The sequence below is a fragment of the Qipengyuania soli genome, from assembly GCF_015529805.1.
Lineage (GTDB): Bacteria > Pseudomonadota > Alphaproteobacteria > Sphingomonadales > Sphingomonadaceae > Qipengyuania > Qipengyuania soli.
The window spans coordinates 1,713,178-1,728,917 of the sequence record NZ_CP064654.1 but is presented as its reverse complement, the minus strand read 5'-3'; the positions used below and the strand labels follow the sequence as shown (position 1 = coordinate 1,728,917).

General features: G+C 63.9%; 19 protein-coding genes. 9 read left to right on the top strand and 10 right to left on the bottom strand.

Translation table 11 applies throughout. The features are described 5' to 3' along the window. Nucleotides 1–24: 24 nt before the first annotated feature. The 3 genes from ndk to mddA all read left to right on the top strand — a co-directional run bounded on the left by ndk (nt 25) and on the right by mddA (nt 1,803). Nucleotides 25–447, top strand: a complete 423-nt coding sequence (gene ndk / locus IRL76_RS08685) for a nucleoside-diphosphate kinase (protein ID WP_200980979.1) — start codon at nt 25–27, stop codon at nt 445–447. Between the two features lie 85 nt (nt 448–532). Then, entirely contained in the window at nt 533–949 is a 417-nt protein-coding gene (locus IRL76_RS08680; RefSeq protein WP_200980978.1) for a nuclear transport factor 2 family protein, read from the top strand. A gap of 116 nt (nt 950–1,065) precedes the next feature. Next, nucleotides 1,066–1,803: a methanethiol S-methyltransferase gene (gene mddA / locus IRL76_RS08675; RefSeq protein ID WP_246449624.1), complete on the top strand. Its 738-nt coding sequence runs from the start codon at nt 1,066–1,068 to the stop codon at nt 1,801–1,803. Between the two features lie 3 nt (nt 1,804–1,806). Here the strand turns inward: mddA and IRL76_RS08670 are convergent, their stop codons facing one another. The 4 genes from IRL76_RS08670 to purM are packed head-to-tail and all read right to left on the bottom strand — an operon-like array spanning nt 1,807 to nt 5,271. Further along, the gene (locus IRL76_RS08670) at nt 1,807–2,997 is read right to left on the bottom strand and encodes a sulfotransferase family protein (protein ID WP_200980977.1); all 1,191 of its coding nucleotides are present in this window, start codon (nt 2,995–2,997) and stop codon (nt 1,807–1,809) included. Then, nucleotides 2,994–3,194, bottom strand: a complete 201-nt coding sequence (locus IRL76_RS08665; protein ID WP_200980976.1) for a hypothetical protein — start codon at nt 3,192–3,194, stop codon at nt 2,994–2,996. The genes IRL76_RS08670 and IRL76_RS08665 overlap by 4 nt, the downstream gene beginning before the upstream one ends. A gap of 9 nt (nt 3,195–3,203) precedes the next feature. After that, nucleotides 3,204–4,169 (bottom strand): phosphoribosylglycinamide formyltransferase, encoded by a 966-nt coding sequence (purN, locus tag IRL76_RS08660; protein WP_200980975.1) that lies wholly within the window; start codon nt 4,167–4,169, stop codon nt 3,204–3,206. Next, nucleotides 4,162–5,271 carry a phosphoribosylformylglycinamidine cyclo-ligase gene (purM, locus tag IRL76_RS08655; RefSeq protein ID WP_200980974.1) on the bottom strand — a complete coding sequence of 370 codons (1,110 nt, stop codon included), beginning with the start codon at nt 5,269–5,271 and terminating at the stop codon, nt 4,162–4,164. Before purM ends, purN begins: the two co-directional genes overlap by 8 nt. A gap of 69 nt (nt 5,272–5,340) precedes the next feature. Between purM and IRL76_RS08650 the strand changes: the two genes are divergently transcribed. From IRL76_RS08650 to IRL76_RS08635, 4 genes are read left to right on the top strand one after another with little or no spacing between them, the layout of a single operon-like run. Then, nucleotides 5,341–6,621 carry a heavy-metal-associated domain-containing protein gene (locus IRL76_RS08650; protein ID WP_200980973.1) on the top strand — a complete coding sequence of 427 codons (1,281 nt, stop codon included), beginning with the start codon at nt 5,341–5,343 and terminating at the stop codon, nt 6,619–6,621. A gap of 10 nt (nt 6,622–6,631) precedes the next feature. Beyond that, the gene (locus IRL76_RS08645) at nt 6,632–7,243 is read left to right on the top strand and encodes a P-loop NTPase family protein (RefSeq protein WP_200980972.1); all 612 of its coding nucleotides are present in this window, start codon (nt 6,632–6,634) and stop codon (nt 7,241–7,243) included. Nucleotides 7,244–7,270: 27 nt separating this feature from the next. Further along, on the top strand, nt 7,271–7,972 hold the full coding sequence (gene epsC, locus IRL76_RS08640) for a serine O-acetyltransferase EpsC (RefSeq protein ID WP_200980971.1): 702 nt from the start codon (nt 7,271–7,273) through the stop codon (nt 7,970–7,972). Further along, entirely contained in the window at nt 7,972–8,322 is a 351-nt protein-coding gene (locus IRL76_RS08635) for a DUF2794 domain-containing protein (protein ID WP_200980970.1), read from the top strand. The genes epsC and IRL76_RS08635 overlap by 1 nt, the downstream gene beginning before the upstream one ends. On the opposite strand, the gene IRL76_RS08630 is transcribed toward IRL76_RS08635, so the two are convergent. The 5 genes from IRL76_RS08630 to IRL76_RS08610 all read right to left on the bottom strand — a co-directional run bounded on the left by IRL76_RS08630 (nt 8,319) and on the right by IRL76_RS08610 (nt 12,643). Next, nucleotides 8,319–8,723 carry a hypothetical protein gene (locus IRL76_RS08630; RefSeq protein WP_200980969.1) on the bottom strand — a complete coding sequence of 135 codons (405 nt, stop codon included), beginning with the start codon at nt 8,721–8,723 and terminating at the stop codon, nt 8,319–8,321. The two genes, IRL76_RS08635 and IRL76_RS08630, sit on opposite strands and share 4 nt — an antisense overlap. A 67-nt stretch (nt 8,724–8,790) precedes the next feature. Further along, a complete protein-coding gene (locus IRL76_RS08625; protein WP_200980968.1) occupies nt 8,791–9,933 on the bottom strand; it encodes a hypothetical protein in 1,143 nt (380 codons plus the stop codon). A gap of 73 nt (nt 9,934–10,006) precedes the next feature. Further along, complete coding sequence (locus IRL76_RS08620; protein WP_200980967.1) at nt 10,007–10,837, bottom strand: DUF4328 domain-containing protein; 831 nt, start codon at nt 10,835–10,837, stop codon at nt 10,007–10,009. Nucleotides 10,838–10,911: 74 nt separating this feature from the next. Beyond that, nucleotides 10,912–11,844, bottom strand: a complete 933-nt coding sequence (locus IRL76_RS08615; RefSeq protein WP_200980966.1) for an SDR family NAD(P)-dependent oxidoreductase — start codon at nt 11,842–11,844, stop codon at nt 10,912–10,914. 130 nt (nt 11,845–11,974) lie between these two features. Continuing rightward, entirely contained in the window at nt 11,975–12,643 is a 669-nt protein-coding gene (locus IRL76_RS08610) for an HAD hydrolase-like protein (protein ID WP_200980965.1), read from the bottom strand. Between the two features lie 61 nt (nt 12,644–12,704). On the opposite strand from IRL76_RS08610, the gene glmU reads away from it, so the two are divergent. Both glmU and IRL76_RS08600 read left to right on the top strand, forming a co-directional pair. Next, the gene (glmU, locus tag IRL76_RS08605) at nt 12,705–14,072 is read left to right on the top strand and encodes a bifunctional UDP-N-acetylglucosamine diphosphorylase/glucosamine-1-phosphate N-acetyltransferase GlmU (RefSeq protein ID WP_200984246.1); all 1,368 of its coding nucleotides are present in this window, start codon (nt 12,705–12,707) and stop codon (nt 14,070–14,072) included. Beyond that, a complete protein-coding gene (locus tag IRL76_RS08600; protein ID WP_200984247.1) occupies nt 14,069–14,338 on the top strand; it encodes an HNH endonuclease in 270 nt (89 codons plus the stop codon). Before glmU ends, IRL76_RS08600 begins: the two co-directional genes overlap by 4 nt. Here the strand turns inward: IRL76_RS08600 and IRL76_RS08595 are convergent. Then, nucleotides 14,335–15,702 carry an ArnT family glycosyltransferase gene (locus IRL76_RS08595; RefSeq protein WP_200980964.1) on the bottom strand — a complete coding sequence of 456 codons (1,368 nt, stop codon included), beginning with the start codon at nt 15,700–15,702 and terminating at the stop codon, nt 14,335–14,337. The genes IRL76_RS08600 and IRL76_RS08595 overlap by 4 nt on opposite strands. Nucleotides 15,703–15,740: the final 38 nt, after the last annotated feature.

Sequence of the window (15,740 nt, the reverse complement as noted above, 5' to 3'; positions counted from 1 at the left end):
CCAAATCCTGCAAGGACATTTCCCATGGCGGTCACCCGCACCTTTTCGATCATCAAGCCCGACGCCACCCGCCGCAACCTGACCGGTGCGGTTACGAAGATGCTGGAAGATGCCGGCCTGCGCGTCGTCGCATCGAAGCGCATCCACATGACCCGCGAACAGGCCGAAGGCTTCTACGCCGTCCACAGCGAGCGTCCCTTCTTCGGCGAACTGTGCGACTTCATGATGAGCGAGCCCGTCGTTGTGCAGGTTCTCGAAGGTGAAGACGCCGTGACCCGCAACCGCGACATCATGGGCGCAACCAACCCGGCCGACGCCGCCGAGGGCACCATCCGCAAGGCCTATGCCCTGTCGATCGGCGAGAACACCGTCCACGGTTCGGACAGCGAAGAGAACGCCAAGATCGAGATCGACTTCTTCTTCAAGCCCGAAGAAATCGTCGGCTGACCTTGCTTGCGGCGACCAATTCGGTCGCGCGCAGACAGAAATTAGACGTTTTGACGGGCCGGCTTCGTGGTAAGCACGGCCCGTCATGCTGTTTGGCGGATTCTTCGGGGGCCTGACGGGCAAGCGCAAGCGCACGCAGACCGTGCATCGCTTGGCTGCGGCGCTGAACACGCTCGACTATGACATCGTGCGTTCGCTGGTGACGCCCGACATCAAGATCCGTGATGCAGCGAACCGAAGTATCGAAGGGGCCGATGCCTTCATCGCTGCCGACCGACGCTTCCGCGAGGATACTCACAGACCCCAGGTTCGTTTCGACCAGATTACCGAGCATGACGACTGGTTGCTCGTGTCCGGCAAGTTGGAAAGCGCGCTTCCCGAACTCGATGGACCGGTGCTACTGCGCATACGATTCGAAGGGTCGCAAATTGCCGAAATCGAGATCACCCGGGCCGAACCACAGCTGAGCGTGACCAAGTACGACCGGATGATTCGTCGCTAGGCATCCCTGGCCGGTCAGCGGCGCATTCCGCCGGATTTGGCGTCCCACCCAGATTGCTGTATGAGTTTGCGAACAGGTCGCAAGAACTTGGGTCGCGCCTCTGAGGGGAGGACACCATGGGACGGTACCTGATCATGGCGATGGCGATCGCCATCTATTTCGCATTCTTCGGCACATTCCTCTATCTGATCGGCTTTGTCGGCGGGTTCGAGTTTATGCCGACACACGTCAACAAGGGCATCGCAGCAAGCCCGGCGACGGCGGCTTTGGTCGACCTTGCCCTGATTGCCTTGTTCGGCATCCAGCATTCGGTAATGGCACGACCCGGGTTCAAGGCAGGATGGACAAGGATCATCCCGGCCCCGCTGGAACGCAGCCTCTATTGCCTTGCGACGGTGGTCGTACTCGTCCTGATATTCGCTTTCTGGCACCCGATCGCCGGGACGGTGTGGTCGATCACCAATGAGACCGGGCGGATGATCATGTTCGCCCTGTTCTTCCTTGGCTGGGGCGTGCTGTTCATCTCGACCTGGCTGCTCAACCATTTCGAACTCTTCGGCTTGCAGCAGGCGTGGCAGAACATGATGGGCACGCATGCCAGCCCGCCGCGGATGCGCACGCCCCTTTTTTACAAGATGGTGCGGCACCCGCTCTACACCGGGTTCTTCATCGCCTTCTGGGCGACGCCCGACATGACTTTCGGACACCTGCTGTTTGCGGTGGCGATGACGATCTACATCCTGATCGGCATCGCTCACGAAGAGCGCGATCTCGTCGATGTTTTCGGCGAGGATTACATTGCCTACCGCCGGACGGTCGGAGCCTTCATTCCCGGGATCGGCAAGAAGGCCTGATCTTCAGGCGAAACTCTCGATCTGCGAGCGATGTGCATGATGCGGGTCGCTCGCGGATCGTTCGTGCTCCAGCGCCATTGCATCTAGCGACGCTTCGGGCAGGTCGAGGCCGAGGTCCATGTGGAGGTGCCGCATGGCGGCGCGCCAGTCGGCACCCAACTGGTCGAAATCGACGTGAGCCACCGGGCCGCAAAATCCTGCGAGTGCTGCGCTCATCCGTTCTTCGCGCAGTGCCAGCTTGCGCCGCCATTCGGTCTCAAGTGCGTCCAGATCGGCATGATCGGTCTGGAACGCCATCTGGCTGGCGACCATCGATACCGAGCTGCGCAGGACTGCATCGCCGCAACGCCGGGTCACGACCACCCGTGCATCGGGGAAGCGATGAAGCAGTGCTGGCAGGTCCTCGGCAAACTGCGGGCACTTGAGGACGCGGGGGCGCCCGCCATCACCCATGATGGCAGCATCGGTGCGCAGGATGCGGGCGAACTCGGCATAGATCGCGCTTGCGTCCCGTGCCTCGCTGAAGGCGACATAGGAGGGGATCCGCCACTGCGCCTCGAACGCGCACGCGTCGAGCGCGCCGGAAAGCCAGCCGATCTCCTCGTCAACACGCGTCGCGCCGAAGGGGTGGAGCATGTCGAGCCAGGGATTGATCTTCCTCGCGATCGCAAGGCCCAGAGTGCTTTTGAGCGGACGCAGGTCCGGTGTGCGGGGCACGGGATCGTGACTGTTGCAGAAACGCGTGCCGCAATTGCGCGGATCGGCGGCGAGCAGGCGGTGGACGCGTGTCGTCCCGGCGCGCATCTGGCCAACCACTATGATCGGAGGGGCAATCTCCGCAGAGGCGAGTTCGGGGGAATCGGCCCAGAAGCGCCCCATCGCATGGCGCTTGCGGATGGCCGAAGTCAGCTGGCCATATGCCATGGTGTGGCCGAGGGGATTGAGCTGCGCCTCTGCCCGCAACGCCTGGCAGAGTCGCTCCAGTCGCTCGCGAAAATCGGCCACCTCGGCATCGCTGCGGAGCGAGACTTCATCACTTTTATTGAATCCCTTGGCACCGATCGACCAGAGGTAGTCGGGCTCGAGCGGCGGCTTCTCGGTAAGGCCGCGGTCCCAGATCGCCTTGACCGCGCGGCCTGCCCACATGGCAGCCTTCGAGCGGGCGAAGGGATGCGGGCGCGGCGGTGCGTTCACTCGCGGCGGTCCCTCGACGCATTGAACTTCGCCAGTGCCGTGCGCATGCCGAAGAGGACGAGCATCACGCCGCCGACCACCAGAAGCGTCTCGGTAAGGCTGGCCTGTCCCTGGCGGCCCTCGATATCGTCGGCATTGAGGGCGATGATGACAAGGCCGATGGCCACGACGGTATAGAAGATGAAGGAGCGACCCATCCGGTCACTCTAGAACGCATCGGCCGCATCGAGAAGCCCGGTGAGGCGGGAAGGCGCGACTTGTCGCCAGCTTCGCTGCAGCCAGTCGGCGACATTGTCCCAATCGACGCCCTGCCGGTTGAGGATGATCCCGATCCACCCGCTCGCGCCGTAGTAGGCGGGCTTGTGATAGGCATGGGGCTGCGCTTCGACGAGGCCTTCGAGCTCGTCCATGCTGTCGCACTTCACCAGCAGCGAGATATGCGGCGTGCCGTGATGCTGGTCGGCGAAATAGGCGAAGAACTTTCCGGTCTTCTCGCTCCCGACACGGAAACCGGGCGAGCCATGGCTGGTCCGCTCATGCGTTTCGGGCAGGGCGAGGGCAAGTTCGGTGACCCGCTGCAGCAGCCATTGCGGATCGCTTTCGCGCGACACGAAATCGGCCAGAACGCGCGGGTAAAGCTGGTGTTCGGCGATCCGCACGCGTTCGGCGAGTGAATCAAGACCTTCATTCGCTTGTATCGCGACTGCGATCTGGCCCAGCGTTTCGCCAGAATCGAGTTCCTCGGTGACGAGGTGGACCGTCGCCCCGGCATGGCTGTCGCCCGCGGCAATCGCCCTCGCATGGGTGTCGAGCCCCGGATATTTCGGCAGGAGCGAGGGGTGGATGTTGAGCATCCGGCCGCTCCACCGCTTGACGAAACCGGGGCTGAGAATGCGCATGTAGCCGGCGAGCGCGATGACCTGTGCGCCGGCCTTCTTGGCTGCTGCCTCCATCGCGGCATCATGGTCTTCGCGGGTCATGCCCTTATGGGCGAGAGCGAAGATTTCGACGCCTTCCGACCTGGCGAGCGCCAGACCTTCGGCCGCCGGATTGTTGGAGGCGACGAGGACGATTTCATACGGGCTGCCGGGCAGGCGACTGGCATAGAGCAGGGCGGCCATATTGGTGCCCTTGCCCGAGATGAAGACGGCAACCTTCGCCTTCTCAGGCATTATGGGTCGCCGACCAGTCCTCGCGCGCGGACCAGGTACCAGTCGATCCGCGCACGGTGCAGCCCTTCGCGCCCTCGACGATCCGGCCCACCGCAAGGACGGTTTCGCCCGCGTCCTCCAGCCGGCTGCGGACCACTTCCGCATTGGCCGGATCGACCGCCAACACCATGCCGACGCCGCAGTTGAAGGTCCGCGCCATCTCGGCCGGCTCGATATTACCCTGCGCCTGCAGGAAGGCCATCAGTCCCGGCTGGTCCCACTGGTCGGCATCGACCTCCGCATGCGCGCCCTGGGGCAGCACGCGCGGGATATTCTCCAGCAGGCCACCGCCGGTAATGTGAGCGAGCGCATCGACCAGCCCGTCGCGAACGACCGGGAGCAAGCTCTTTACGTAGATCTTCGTCGGCTCGATCAGCGCATCGACCAGCAGGCGGTCCTGGTCGAACAGGGCGGGGCGGTCGAGCTTCCAGCCCTTGTCCGCGGCCAGCCTGCGGACCAGCGAATAACCGTTGGAGTGGACCCCGGAGCTCGCAAGGCCGAGAAGGATGTGCCCCGGGGCCACGCGCGCACCCGTCAACTGCTCGCCGCGTTCGACTGCGCCGACACAGAAGCCGGCAAGGTCGTAATCGCCGGCAGCATACATGCCCGGCATTTCTGCCGTCTCGCCGCCGATAAGCGCACATCCGGCCATCCTGCAGCCCTCGGCAATGCCCGCGATCACGCGTTCGGCAATACCGTTCTCGAGCTTGCCGGTGGCGAAATAGTCGAGGAAGAACAACGGCTCCGCGCCCTGCACGATGAGGTCGTTGACGCACATGGCGACGAGGTCGATCCCGACCGTGTCGTGGCGCCCGGTGTCGATGGCGAGCTTGAGCTTGGTGCCCACGCCGTCGTTGCCCGCGACCAGCAGCGGATCCTTGTAGCCCGCAGCCTTCGGATCGAAAAAGCCGCCGAAGCCGCCGATCTCGCCATCCGCACCGGGGCGCATGGTCGCCTTGACCAGCGGGCCGATCGCCTTGACCAGTGCATTGCCTGCCTCGATCGAGACACCCGCCTGCTCGTAGGTGTAGGAGGGCGTATTGTTGCGGGGTTCGTCGCTCATGCGCTCCGCCTTACGCATTCGCGCTTGGATTTCCAGTTTCCTTTCGGCAAAAGGCCCGCTGTTTCCCCGATGGACCACGCCATTTCCCTCCAGCCCGCCCTGCGCCGCCCGATTCTCGCCATTCTCGGGATCGCCTTGCTGTGCGCGCTTGCCCTTGCGGTAGTCGCGCAGGTTGGCGGCGATCGCGGCATTGCGCCCGTTGCTGCGTCGCGCGACATCCAAGTTTCGGGCATCGAGGTGGACGAGACGGCCAAGACCGGCTCGGAAGCGCGCGAAAAGGCCTGGGCGGAGGCGGCACAGCTGGCATGGGCCAAGATCAAGGGTCCCAAGCTCCCCGATTCGCAGGTCTCCGGCCTCGTCTCTTCCATAGTGATCGAGCGCGAGCGGCTCGGCCCACATCGCTATATCGCCACGCTCGGCGTCATTTTCGACCGCACCCGGGCCAGCCGCTACCTCGGCAGCGAGGGCGAGGCGGTACGTTCCGCTCCGATGCTGCTGCTTCCGGTGACGATCTCGTCGGGCACGGCAACCATGTACGAGCAGCGCACCCCCTGGCAGCGCGCCTGGGCGGAGTTCCAGGCCGGATCGAGTCGCATCGACTATGTCCGCCCGACCGGTGCAGGCGGGGATTCGCTGCTGCTTACTTACGGCCAGACAGGGCGGCGCAGCCGTATCTGGTGGCGCGGGGTACTCGACCAGTTTGGAGCCGCAGACGTTCTCGTGCCCATCGCCAAGCTGCGCTACACCTATCCCGGCGGACCCGTCGAAGGCACGTTCACCGCGCGCATGGGTCCGGACAACGAGTTCCTCGAGACCTTCAAGCTCAAGGCAGCCAATCCAGACAAGCTTCCCGAAATGCTCGGTCAAGCCGTCGTCCGCTTCGACAAGATTTACGAACAGGCGCTGGCCGACGGGAAGCTCAAGCCCGATCCGACTCTGAACCTCGGCTCGCCCGACCTTGATCCGGCGATCCAGCGCCTCGTCGAACTCGGTCGCGCCCTGCTGGCGCAGGACCGTGCCGCCGCTGAGCCGCGCCAGTCCGACCAGGCCACCAGCGAAAGCGGCGATGCCATCACTGCCGCGCCGATCCGCACGCCCCCGCCCGAGGGATCGGTGGCGCTCTACACCGTGCAGGTTGCGACGCCGGATGCAGCGGCGTTCGACGGCGCGATCTCGGCAATCCGCGGTACTTCGGGTGTTCGCAGCGCCGGTGTGCGCAGCACCGCCATCGGTGGTACCTCTGTGGTCACGGTCAGCTACTCCGGCTCGATCTCCGAGCTGGCCGACGCGCTACGGGCGCGCGGCTTCACCGTCCGCCAGGGCAGCGCTGCGCTCGCCATCAGCCGCTGAGGCGCGGCGCATGTCGCAGATTGCACTCCCGCTTTCGCTGTCCGGCTCGGGCGAGGCCGGCGTCATCGTCGTCGGTTCCGGCAACCGGGCGGTTGCAGATGCGCTCGCCGCACCCGAGACGTGGCCATATCGGACCGCGGTGCTCATGGGACCATCGCGCTCGGGCAAATCGCTGATGGCGAGATGGTTTGAGAAGTCGGGACTGGGCGATGCCATCGACGGCGCCGACGGGCTGCCGCAGGACGAGATATTCCACCGCTGGAACCGCGCGCAGGAAAGCGGCACGCCGCTGTTGCTGGTCGTGAACGGTGAGCGGTGGGACATAACCCTGCCCGACCTCGCCAGCCGCATGGGCGCAGCGCTGCAACTCGAAATCCAGCCACCCGATGACGAGATGGCCGCCGACCTCATGCTCGCCCTCGCTGCCCAGCGCGGCCTTGCGCTGGGCGAGGGCGCGCCCGCCTATCTCGTTCCACGGATGGAGCGCAGCTATGCGGCAATCGAACGCGTGGTTGGCGAAATCGACCGGCTGAGCCTTGAACGCATGGCTCCCGCAACCCTATCTATCTGGCGGGACGCGCTCGAAGCGGTGCAGGGCCCGGAGCAGGGTCGCTTGCTTTAACAGCCGCTTGATGGGAGAATAGGGTCAATGTTGGAACGGCTTGTCGCCTATCTCGACAGCGTCAAGGCACGCGATCCGGCGCCTCGTTCGCGCTGGGAAATCCTGACATATCCGGGCGTCTGGGCCTTGGGCTATCACCGCATCGCGCACTGGCTGTTCGAGGCGGAACTGTTCTTCCTTGCCCGCCTGGTGAACCACTTCAGTCGCATGCTGACCGCGATCGACATCCACCCGGGTGCGAAGATCGGGAAGAACTTCTTCATCGACCACGGCTTCTCCGTGATCGGCGAGACGGCCGAGATCGGCGACAATGTCACGATCTATCAGTGCGTCACCCTGGGCGGCACCAACCCGACCAACGGCAAGGGCGGCAAGCGCCACCCCACGATCGAGGACGATGTCATCATCGGTTCTGGCGCGCAGGTCATCGGACCCATTACCGTGCACCGCCGCGCGCGCATCGGGGCCAACGCGGTCGTCCTCGACGAGGTGCCCGAAGGCGCGACCATGATCAGCCTCAAGGCCCGCAGCACGCTCGTGCCGGCAGAGGAATGGGTGAAGGAATTCCTTCCCTACGGTACACCGTGCGACGATCCGTGCGAAAGTGCCAAGGAGCTGGGACGCGACTGCGTCGACAAGCTCGAAAGCGAGATCAAGGCCCTGCGCGCGGAGATTGCCGAACTCAGGGCAGAGCGTGAACCTGTGATGCGGAGCGGGACTGACGATTGATGAACTACCTCGGTGACACCGTCATCGCATTTCCCGGTCGGCAACCGCTGCAGATCGGCTTCACTCGCGAGGAACTGACCCGCATCCTCGATCTCTATGGGCGCATGGTCGCTGCCGGACAGTGGCGCGATTACGCGATGGACTTCGCGAAGGACGCAGCCAGCTTTGCTGCTTTCCGCCGCACCGCCGAACGCCCGCAGGCGCGGATCGAGAAACGTCCCGCACTGCGCGGCAAGCAGGGCATGTGGACGCTGTTCGGAGAACATGGGCAGGTGCTCAAGCGTGGCCATGAACTGGCCGGCGTTATTGCACCTGTAGAACGACGCCTGATGAAGGCCGTCGACGACTAGCCTGTCAGTCGCTCGCGCAGGAAGAACGCAGTCGTGATTATCGAGGGGAAGATGAACCCCTTCAGATAGGACAGCGGGTGTCGCCCGGCGACGAAGTCGGCCTGCACGAAGCCGAAGTGCGCGTAATATTGCGTGGCGATGAGCGCGGCGATGCTCGCCCACATGGTCCAGATTGCACCGCGCACCCCCAGAACGACACAGGTCAGGCTTGTCGCGATTGCCAGGCGGAGCACCAGGTGGATGGCATTGTAGCCGTTATCGCTGCTCAGGCCGCGACCCGCGAGAACGTCGTAGATCATCGTCAGGTGGTAGAAGACCAGCAGGCCGGCAGGCACCAGTATGACGATGCGCAGGAGCGGAGAAAGCCAGGCTGGCGAACCCGTGGCGAGATTGTCCATCATCGATTTCTCCTGGAAGAGAAAAGGGCCCGCGCCTGAGCGCGAGCCCTTCCTACCGTCAAATTGTCGATCAGGCCGTGGCCGGAAGGCGGCCACGCATGTCGCCCGGCAATGCCGTGACGACCGCACGGCGGATCGGTGTCCACAGTGCGCTCAGCGTCAGCAGGGCCGACCCGATGACCAGTGCCGTGAGCGCGAAATTCAGCTCCACTGCCCCGAACTGGCGGAACAGGAAGGTGAGCGCGATCAGCACGTAGGCGAGGGCCGAGACGAGCAGGGCCCGCCGGTCGACAGCCAGGGCCACGAAGGCGAAGGCTACATAGACGGCGATCACGGCCAGAGCCGCGCCGACGCCGATATTGTCGCCCTCGGTCACGCCGATGAGAGCGAAGACCGGGTGGGCGATCATCGGGGCAGCGAGGAGGTGGAGCCAGAAGGCTACGTCGCTGCGCCGGGTCGACCGCTGCGTATCGCTCATGTCCCAGCGCATGGCGAAGGCGAAGATCACCAGGCCGGCGATGAAGGTCAGGCTGAGAATGATGGTGTCGAGGTTGCTGTTCTTCGGCCCGATTGCAGCCACGATCAGCAGTATCGCCGTACCGGCCAGCGCTGCCGTTCCGGCGGCGATGGTAATCGGAACCATGAAGCGGCGCCAATGGACCCATGCGGCGCCTGCAGTGACGAGCGCCGCTGCTGCGAGGAGGATGACGCCCAGTGTTTCCTTGGTCGAATCCCCGGTGGCCACGAGCCCGGTGATCAGCCCAGCCTGTGCCACCATGACGCCGCCCACGAAGGCGAGAAGCAGGATGATGCTGGGCAAGGCCATGCGGCGCTTCAACGTAAAGAATTCGGCGAGCATCCAGGACGTGCCAGCCACCAGTGCAGCGGCAAGGCACATGGCGATGCCTTCGGCCATCTGGCGCTGCGGGCCGGTCTGTTTCCACCATTCGGCGTCCCATTCGGCCCCGGTAAAGACCGGCTTCGGATAGATGGCGCCGCCGATAGCCTGTCCAATCGCGCCCATCGCCAGCAGCATGATGACCACGCCAATTGAGACGAACACGTCGTTGAAGCCGGTGATCAGGCGGAAATGCTCGGCATCGGCCGGAACTGCATCGCGCTGCGCGGCGACATGGGCACGCAGAGCATCGGCTGCCTCGGCGCTGATTGCACCGGCGGAAACCGCAGAATTGAGGTCTTCCTGGCTGTACATCAGCCTATCCTCCCCTGTTGTTGATCGGGCAGGCTTACGCGAGGTGTATTACTTAGTCAATACGGCTCGCCGGTCAGCCCCTGACGATGTTCACCCTCGGGCGGCTCGGTGCAGGCTCGGGCAATTGCTTGGGCTCGACGGTCGGCAGGTAATCCACCTGCGCCGCAGTGATCTTGGCGGTCAGCCGGGCGAAGAGGAAGGCAGAGCCTAACAGCAGCAGGATGGCGAAGCTCAGCAGTGCGAATTCCATCCACAACGGGGTCATGATGATCATGTTCGTCCCCAGGTCGAGCGTGAACTTGACCAACAGAGCACTGAAAACGAGCAGGCCGACGATGACGGCTGTCCACCAGGCAGTCACATCTTCCACCGTCGAGTGGGCGAAATCTTCCGGCTCGCCATGGCTGCGGTTGTACAATTCGCGCATCGCCTCGAACGGCAGGATCAGGTTGATTATCGGGATGAGATAGGCGGCCACGGCCTTGCCGGGACCATATTTCGAACGAATGCCGGCTTGCGCAATGTTGGCGTGGGCGCGCCATACCCAGAACATTGCCGCAAGCAGGAAGGCGAAGGCGGCAAGGCCCATGACGACGAAGGCTATTCCCGCAGCGGACGTCCTTCCCGGGTCCTGCGGGACCGTGAGGAAGCGGCCCTCGCCAATAAAGGCGCTGCTGCTCTTGTTGTATTCGGCATAGGGATCGTTGCGCTGACGGTAGTAGCCGTGAAAGGCCGAAGCCTCGCGTGCTTGCTGTTCGACCAGGGCAATGCGGTCGTATTCCTGTTTCACCGCCATTCCGCCAAGCCCGATCTGGACCGCGCCTGCAAGGATCAGCACGACGGCGAAAATGGTGATGGCGATGGACGCACCGCGCAAGGTGCGCAGGTTCGACGCGTTATTCATGGACGACCCCCAAAGAAAAACCCCGCTCCATCATGCAATGGCGCGGGGCTTTCTTCAACCGGTACGGGCCGGGTTTACCCCCGCGTGCTGGTCGGCACGCTGTCGCCGAGGACCTTCTGCATGGCGGTCAGGATCGCGCCCGACTGCTCGCTGCCCGACATCGGGGCCTTGAGGTTCGAGAACTCGCTGATCTTGTCCCAGTGCGCGGCGAAACCTTCGACCGTGCGCTCGGCCTCGGGCAGCCAGACGGCGTCGTTCATCACGGTCCAGGCCGAGTGATAGCCACCGGCGCCCGCGCCGACGATGGCATTGGTCGGCGCATCCTCGCTGACGAGGAAGAGCGCGGCCGGGACCACGTTGACCGGATCGAACAGCTTGAAAGCCTGTTCGGGGAACAGATCCTCGGTCATGCGCGTGCCGGCGACCGGCGAGAGCGTGTTGACCTTGATGTTGTACTTCGCGCCTTCGAGCTGGAGCGTCTTGGTGAGGCCTGCCAGGCCGAGCTTGGCGGCGCCGTAGTTCGCCTGGCCGAAGTTGCCGAACAGGCCGGTCGACGAAGCAGTCATCAGGATGCGGCCGTAGGCCTGCTCACGGAAGGTTTCCCAGCACGCCTTGGTGACCATGGCCGAACCGGTCAGGTGCACCTTGACCACGAATTCGAAATCGTCCGGGGTCATCTTGGCGAAGGTCTTGTCGCGCAGGACGCCCGCGTTGTTGATGAGGATGTGCACGCCGCCCCACTTCTGCTTGGCGTCGGCGACCATCTTTTCCATCTGCTCGAATTCGGTAACCGAGCCGCCGTTCGAAATGGCTTCGCCGCCCATGGCCTCGATTTCCTCGACGACTTTGAGCGCCATGTCCGAATGGCCGGTACCGTCGCGTGCGCCGCCGAGGTCGTTGACCACGACCTTCGCGCCGCGGCGGGCGAGTTCGAGCGCGTATTCGCGGCCCAGGCCCCCGCCGGCGCCGGTGACTATGGCTACCTTGTCCTTGAAGTCGATGCTCATGGGGCTGCTCCTGCTTTGTCGTTTACGTAAGGGTCAATTCGGCGCGCGGAGTGGCATTTTCCGCCGGTCCTTGCAACCGTATGCGCGGCGTATCGCCATGCCGTAGGGGCAGGGTGCCCCGGCGAGACGCCTAGAGCCGCTCGAGAGCCGGGATGAGCTCGGCGAGCGAATCGATATGCGTGTCTGCCCCGAGCTCCGGCCCCGGCTTGTCGCAATAGCCATAGGCTGCCGCTACCACCGGCACGTCGGCCGCACGGGCTGCCATGACATCGTAGGAGGAATCGCCGACGAAAACGAGACTTCCCCCCCCGCCGCGCTTCCGCGCTTCGAAGATCGGGTCAGGCGCGGGCTTGGCACGGCCCTTGCCCATGGTGTCGCCGCCGATGATGGAGACGAAGTGGTCGGCAAGGCCCAGCGTGGTCAGGATTTGGCGTGCGAAGCTTTCGAACTTGTTGGTCACCACCGCCATCGCAACGCCGCGACGGCCCAGTTCGGCGAGCGCGTCCGCCGCATGCGGATAGGGCCTGGTGTGGACCGCATTGTGCTCCGCGTAGTAAGCGAGCATTTTCTTGTAGAGCCTGCGGAACTCCTCGTCCGGCATGCCACCCTGCTCGTCGACTGCCTTCTGCAGCATGATCTTGGCCCCGCCGCCGATGAGGTCGCTGGCATGGTCTGCCGGGACCGGCGCGAAGCCGCCGAGGCCGAGTGCATGGTTGACCGCTGCGCCGAGATCGCGGTGCGTCTCCAGCAGCGTGCCATCGAGGTCGAAGCCGACAATGTCGAAGCGAATTGTGCTCATCAGCGGTGTGGGTGGCGGATGGTTCTTCAAACCGCAAGGGTTTGGTGGCATGGCCCTTCCCATGAGCCAGAGCAGAGACTTCGCCGCCGTCATCCTCGCCGCAGGTAAGGGCACCCGCATGAAGAGCGGGCTGCACAAGGTGCTGCACCAGATCGCCGGGCGGGCGATGATCGATCACCTGATGGCCTCGGTCGACAGCCTTGCGCCGAGCCACAAGGTCGTGGTCGTGGGGGCTGGGCGCGAACAGCTCGAAACCGCACTGGGCGTGCGGGCGAAGACCTGCCTCCAGGAACCGCAGCTGGGCACTGGACACGCGGTGCAGCAGGCACAGGCGCAGCTGGGCGATTTCGCGGGCGACGTGTTGGTAATGTATGGTGACGTGCCCTTCGTCCGGACTGCGACGATGCAGGCGATGCTCGACCGCCTGCACGGCGATGACAACCCGGCCGCGGTGGTTCTCGCCTTCGAGCCCGAGGACGCGCTCGCCTATGGCCGCGTGATTGCCGACGATGCGGGCCGGATCTCGAAGATGGTCGAGTTCAAGGATGCCGACGAGGCCGAGCGGGCGTGCCGCCTGTGCAACTCCGGTCTACTTGCCGCCCGCGCGGCTGATCTGTGGGCCCTGCTCGACCGCGTCGGCAACGACAATGCAGCGGGCGAGTACTACCTGCCGGACATCGTCAACATCGCCATCGCCGACGGGCGCACCTGCGCTGTGGTGACGACGGAAACGCCCGACGAGGTTGCCGGAATCAACTCCCGCGGCGAACTCGCAGCTGCCGAAGCGCAGTGGCAGCAATTGCGGCGTGAGGAAGCAATGGAAGCGGGGGTCACCCTGCGCGCGCCGGAGACGGTCTTCTTCAGCTACGACACCGAGATCGCCGCCGACGTTACCATCGAACCCAATGTCGTCTTCGGTCCCGGCGTGACGATCGCCAGCGGGGCGACAATCCGCGCCTTCAGCCATCTCGAGGGAGCAAAGGTGGGTGAAGGTTGCGAAGTCGGCCCTTATGCCCGTCTGCGCCCGGGAGCAGTGCTGGAGAAGGGCAGCAAGGTCGGCAATTTCGTCGAAATGAAGAAGGCCGTGCTGGGCGAAGGCGCCAAGGCCAATCACCTCACTTACCTCGGCGATGCGGAGATCGGTGCGGGAGCCAACATCGGCGCGGGCACGATCACCTGTAATTACGACGGCTATTTCAAGTACAAGACCGTGATCGGCGAACGCGCCTTCATCGGCTCCAACAGCGCTCTCATCGCCCCCGTCACCATCGGTGCCGACGCCATCGTCGCTGCGGGCAGTGCGGTCAGCCGCGACGTCGCCCCGGGCGACCTGCGTATGGTCCGCGCCGAACAGGCGGTGAAGCCAGGTTGGGCCGACCGCTTCCACGATACGATGAAAAAGAAGAAGGCGGCGGAGAAGAAGGACTGAGCGAGGGACGCACCTGCTGCTGGCTTTGCGAGCGTCCCATCGGGACCATCGTCCAGTACCATCATCCTGTGCCCAAGGCGAAGAAGGGGCGCTTTACCGTTCCCGTCCATCCCATCTGCCACAAGGCGATCCACGCTAACTTCACCAATGCCGAACTCGCCCGCATCGGCGAGGACCGCGAGGCCATGCTGGCCAATGATGCAATCGCGAAATTCGTCCGTTGGGTGGCCGACAAGCCGCCCGATTTCCACGCACCGACGCGCTAGTCGGGCCTCTGCCAGACGGTAATATCGCGCTGGAGGATTCGGCGCGTGGCGAGCCTGCGATAGTGCGCTGCTAATTCATCCTCCACCAGCCGGGCGACTTGCTCGTTGGGCTCCGTCACCGGGAAATCGGCAGTCACGATAACCGGTGGGCGCGTAGCGAGGATGCGCTGGACTTCCGCCACCTGCTCGACCTCCAGCGCATTGTGTTCGCGCCAGTTGTTGAGGTGGTCGGGATATGCCCAACGGGTCGGTACGCAGCTGCCCGACGCGCGATATAAAGCTACGGGGCCGTCATGGATCCAAAGGCACTGGCGCTCTTGGTCGACTTGGGGCGCGATCACCGAAACAAGATCGACGAACGAGCCGCGATTTTCGCGAGTCATCTGGAAGTTCTCGATCGGGAACGTCATGAAAATCCACAGCCACCAAATTAGCGAGTAGGGCAAAATTAGCCACCGTGATCCTTGAGAGACCAAAGGTGCAGCTACTAGCAACGTCCCCGCCACAGCCATTGCGAGGTAGTAGCGCAACACCATCGCTGGCAGGAAAACCCCTATCATGAGGGAACTCCCAAAACCGAGAAGAGCGAGATAGCGCGGATTTCTCAGGATGTCCTTTTGCTGGCTTGCAGTGATCAGGCCACACGCGGCTGGCGCAAGTAAAATGAGCGTCGCTCGCTCGATCATGCCGTACCATCGGCTAAGACCGTCGCGCTCGAAAATTGAAACAAAATTGGCGAACCAGAATGTCTGAAACGCGCCGGTCGCTGCATATGCGAGTCCGACGAGAAGCGTCGGAAGGAGGCCGATTGCGACGAACACCACGGCAAGCCGAAGGAGGCGTATCGGGCCTGCCCCGTTGAGACGCAGATACCACAGGGACTGCAGACCAAGGAATAGGCAGGCGGGAAGCACGGTATACTTGATCTGGAGCGCCAGTCCGCAGAGCAACATTGCCAATGCCAGGCGAGCCGGTCGCGCGCGATCCCTTTCGCCAAGGACAATGATGAAGGCGCCAAGCAGGAAAGGCATGAAGATAGCCTCGCTCTGCCCGGAATGGTTGCCCCACACGGACATACCCACCGGGTACAGCAGGGCGAGCATGATCCCGCCCACCTGGCCCGTGATCGGCAGTATGAGTTTACGGATTTGCCATGCGCCAAGCAGAACCAAGCCGCTTGCAAGAAGCTGATAGGCCAACGGACCCGGCCCGCCGAGTAAATGGGCGAGGGCATAGAGTGCAAACAGGCCGAAAGGTTTGCGATCCCATGTTTCGACGTAGGGCAAATGCCCCTCGAGCAGGCCTCGCCCGATGTGGGAGTAGACCTGTTCGTCATAGTCCGCGACCGGATCACCGAACCACATCGCCCGGAGCGCAAGTACGACGATGGTGAGCGCAAGGA

Coding starts and splice junctions, on each gene's coding strand:
- IRL76_RS08615 (WP_200980966.1), bottom strand. CDS start 11,844: ATGAGCATCGACTTCAAGGACAAGGTAGCCATAGTCACCGGCGCCGGC.
- IRL76_RS08610 (WP_200980965.1), bottom strand. CDS start 12,643: ATGAGCACAATTCGCTTCGACATTGTCGGCTTCGACCTCGATGGCACG.
- epsC (WP_200980971.1), top strand. CDS start 7,271: ATGTTGGAACGGCTTGTCGCCTATCTCGACAGCGTCAAGGCACGCGAT.
- IRL76_RS08630 (WP_200980969.1), bottom strand. CDS start 8,723: ATGATGGACAATCTCGCCACGGGTTCGCCAGCCTGGCTTTCTCCGCTC.
- IRL76_RS08625 (WP_200980968.1), bottom strand. CDS start 9,933: ATGTACAGCCAGGAAGACCTCAATTCTGCGGTTTCCGCCGGTGCAATC.
- IRL76_RS08645 (WP_200980972.1), top strand. CDS start 6,632: ATGTCGCAGATTGCACTCCCGCTTTCGCTGTCCGGCTCGGGCGAGGCC.
- IRL76_RS08680 (WP_200980978.1), top strand. CDS start 533: ATGCTGTTTGGCGGATTCTTCGGGGGCCTGACGGGCAAGCGCAAGCGC.
- IRL76_RS08595 (WP_200980964.1), bottom strand. CDS start 15,702: ATGTGGTTCGGTGATCCGGTCGCGGACTATGACGAACAGGTCTACTCC.
- purM (WP_200980974.1), bottom strand. CDS start 5,271: ATGAGCGACGAACCCCGCAACAATACGCCCTCCTACACCTACGAGCAG.
- IRL76_RS08620 (WP_200980967.1), bottom strand. CDS start 10,837: ATGAATAACGCGTCGAACCTGCGCACCTTGCGCGGTGCGTCCATCGCC.
- IRL76_RS08650 (WP_200980973.1), top strand. CDS start 5,341: ATGGACCACGCCATTTCCCTCCAGCCCGCCCTGCGCCGCCCGATTCTC.
- purN (WP_200980975.1), bottom strand. CDS start 4,169: ATGCCTGAGAAGGCGAAGGTTGCCGTCTTCATCTCGGGCAAGGGCACC.
- glmU (WP_200984246.1), top strand. CDS start 12,705: ATGAGCCAGAGCAGAGACTTCGCCGCCGTCATCCTCGCCGCAGGTAAG.
- IRL76_RS08635 (WP_200980970.1), top strand. CDS start 7,972: ATGAACTACCTCGGTGACACCGTCATCGCATTTCCCGGTCGGCAACCG.
- ndk (WP_200980979.1), top strand. CDS start 25: ATGGCGGTCACCCGCACCTTTTCGATCATCAAGCCCGACGCCACCCGC.
- IRL76_RS08665 (WP_200980976.1), bottom strand. CDS start 3,194: ATGGGTCGCTCCTTCATCTTCTATACCGTCGTGGCCATCGGCCTTGTC.
- mddA (WP_246449624.1), top strand. CDS start 1,066: ATGGGACGGTACCTGATCATGGCGATGGCGATCGCCATCTATTTCGCA.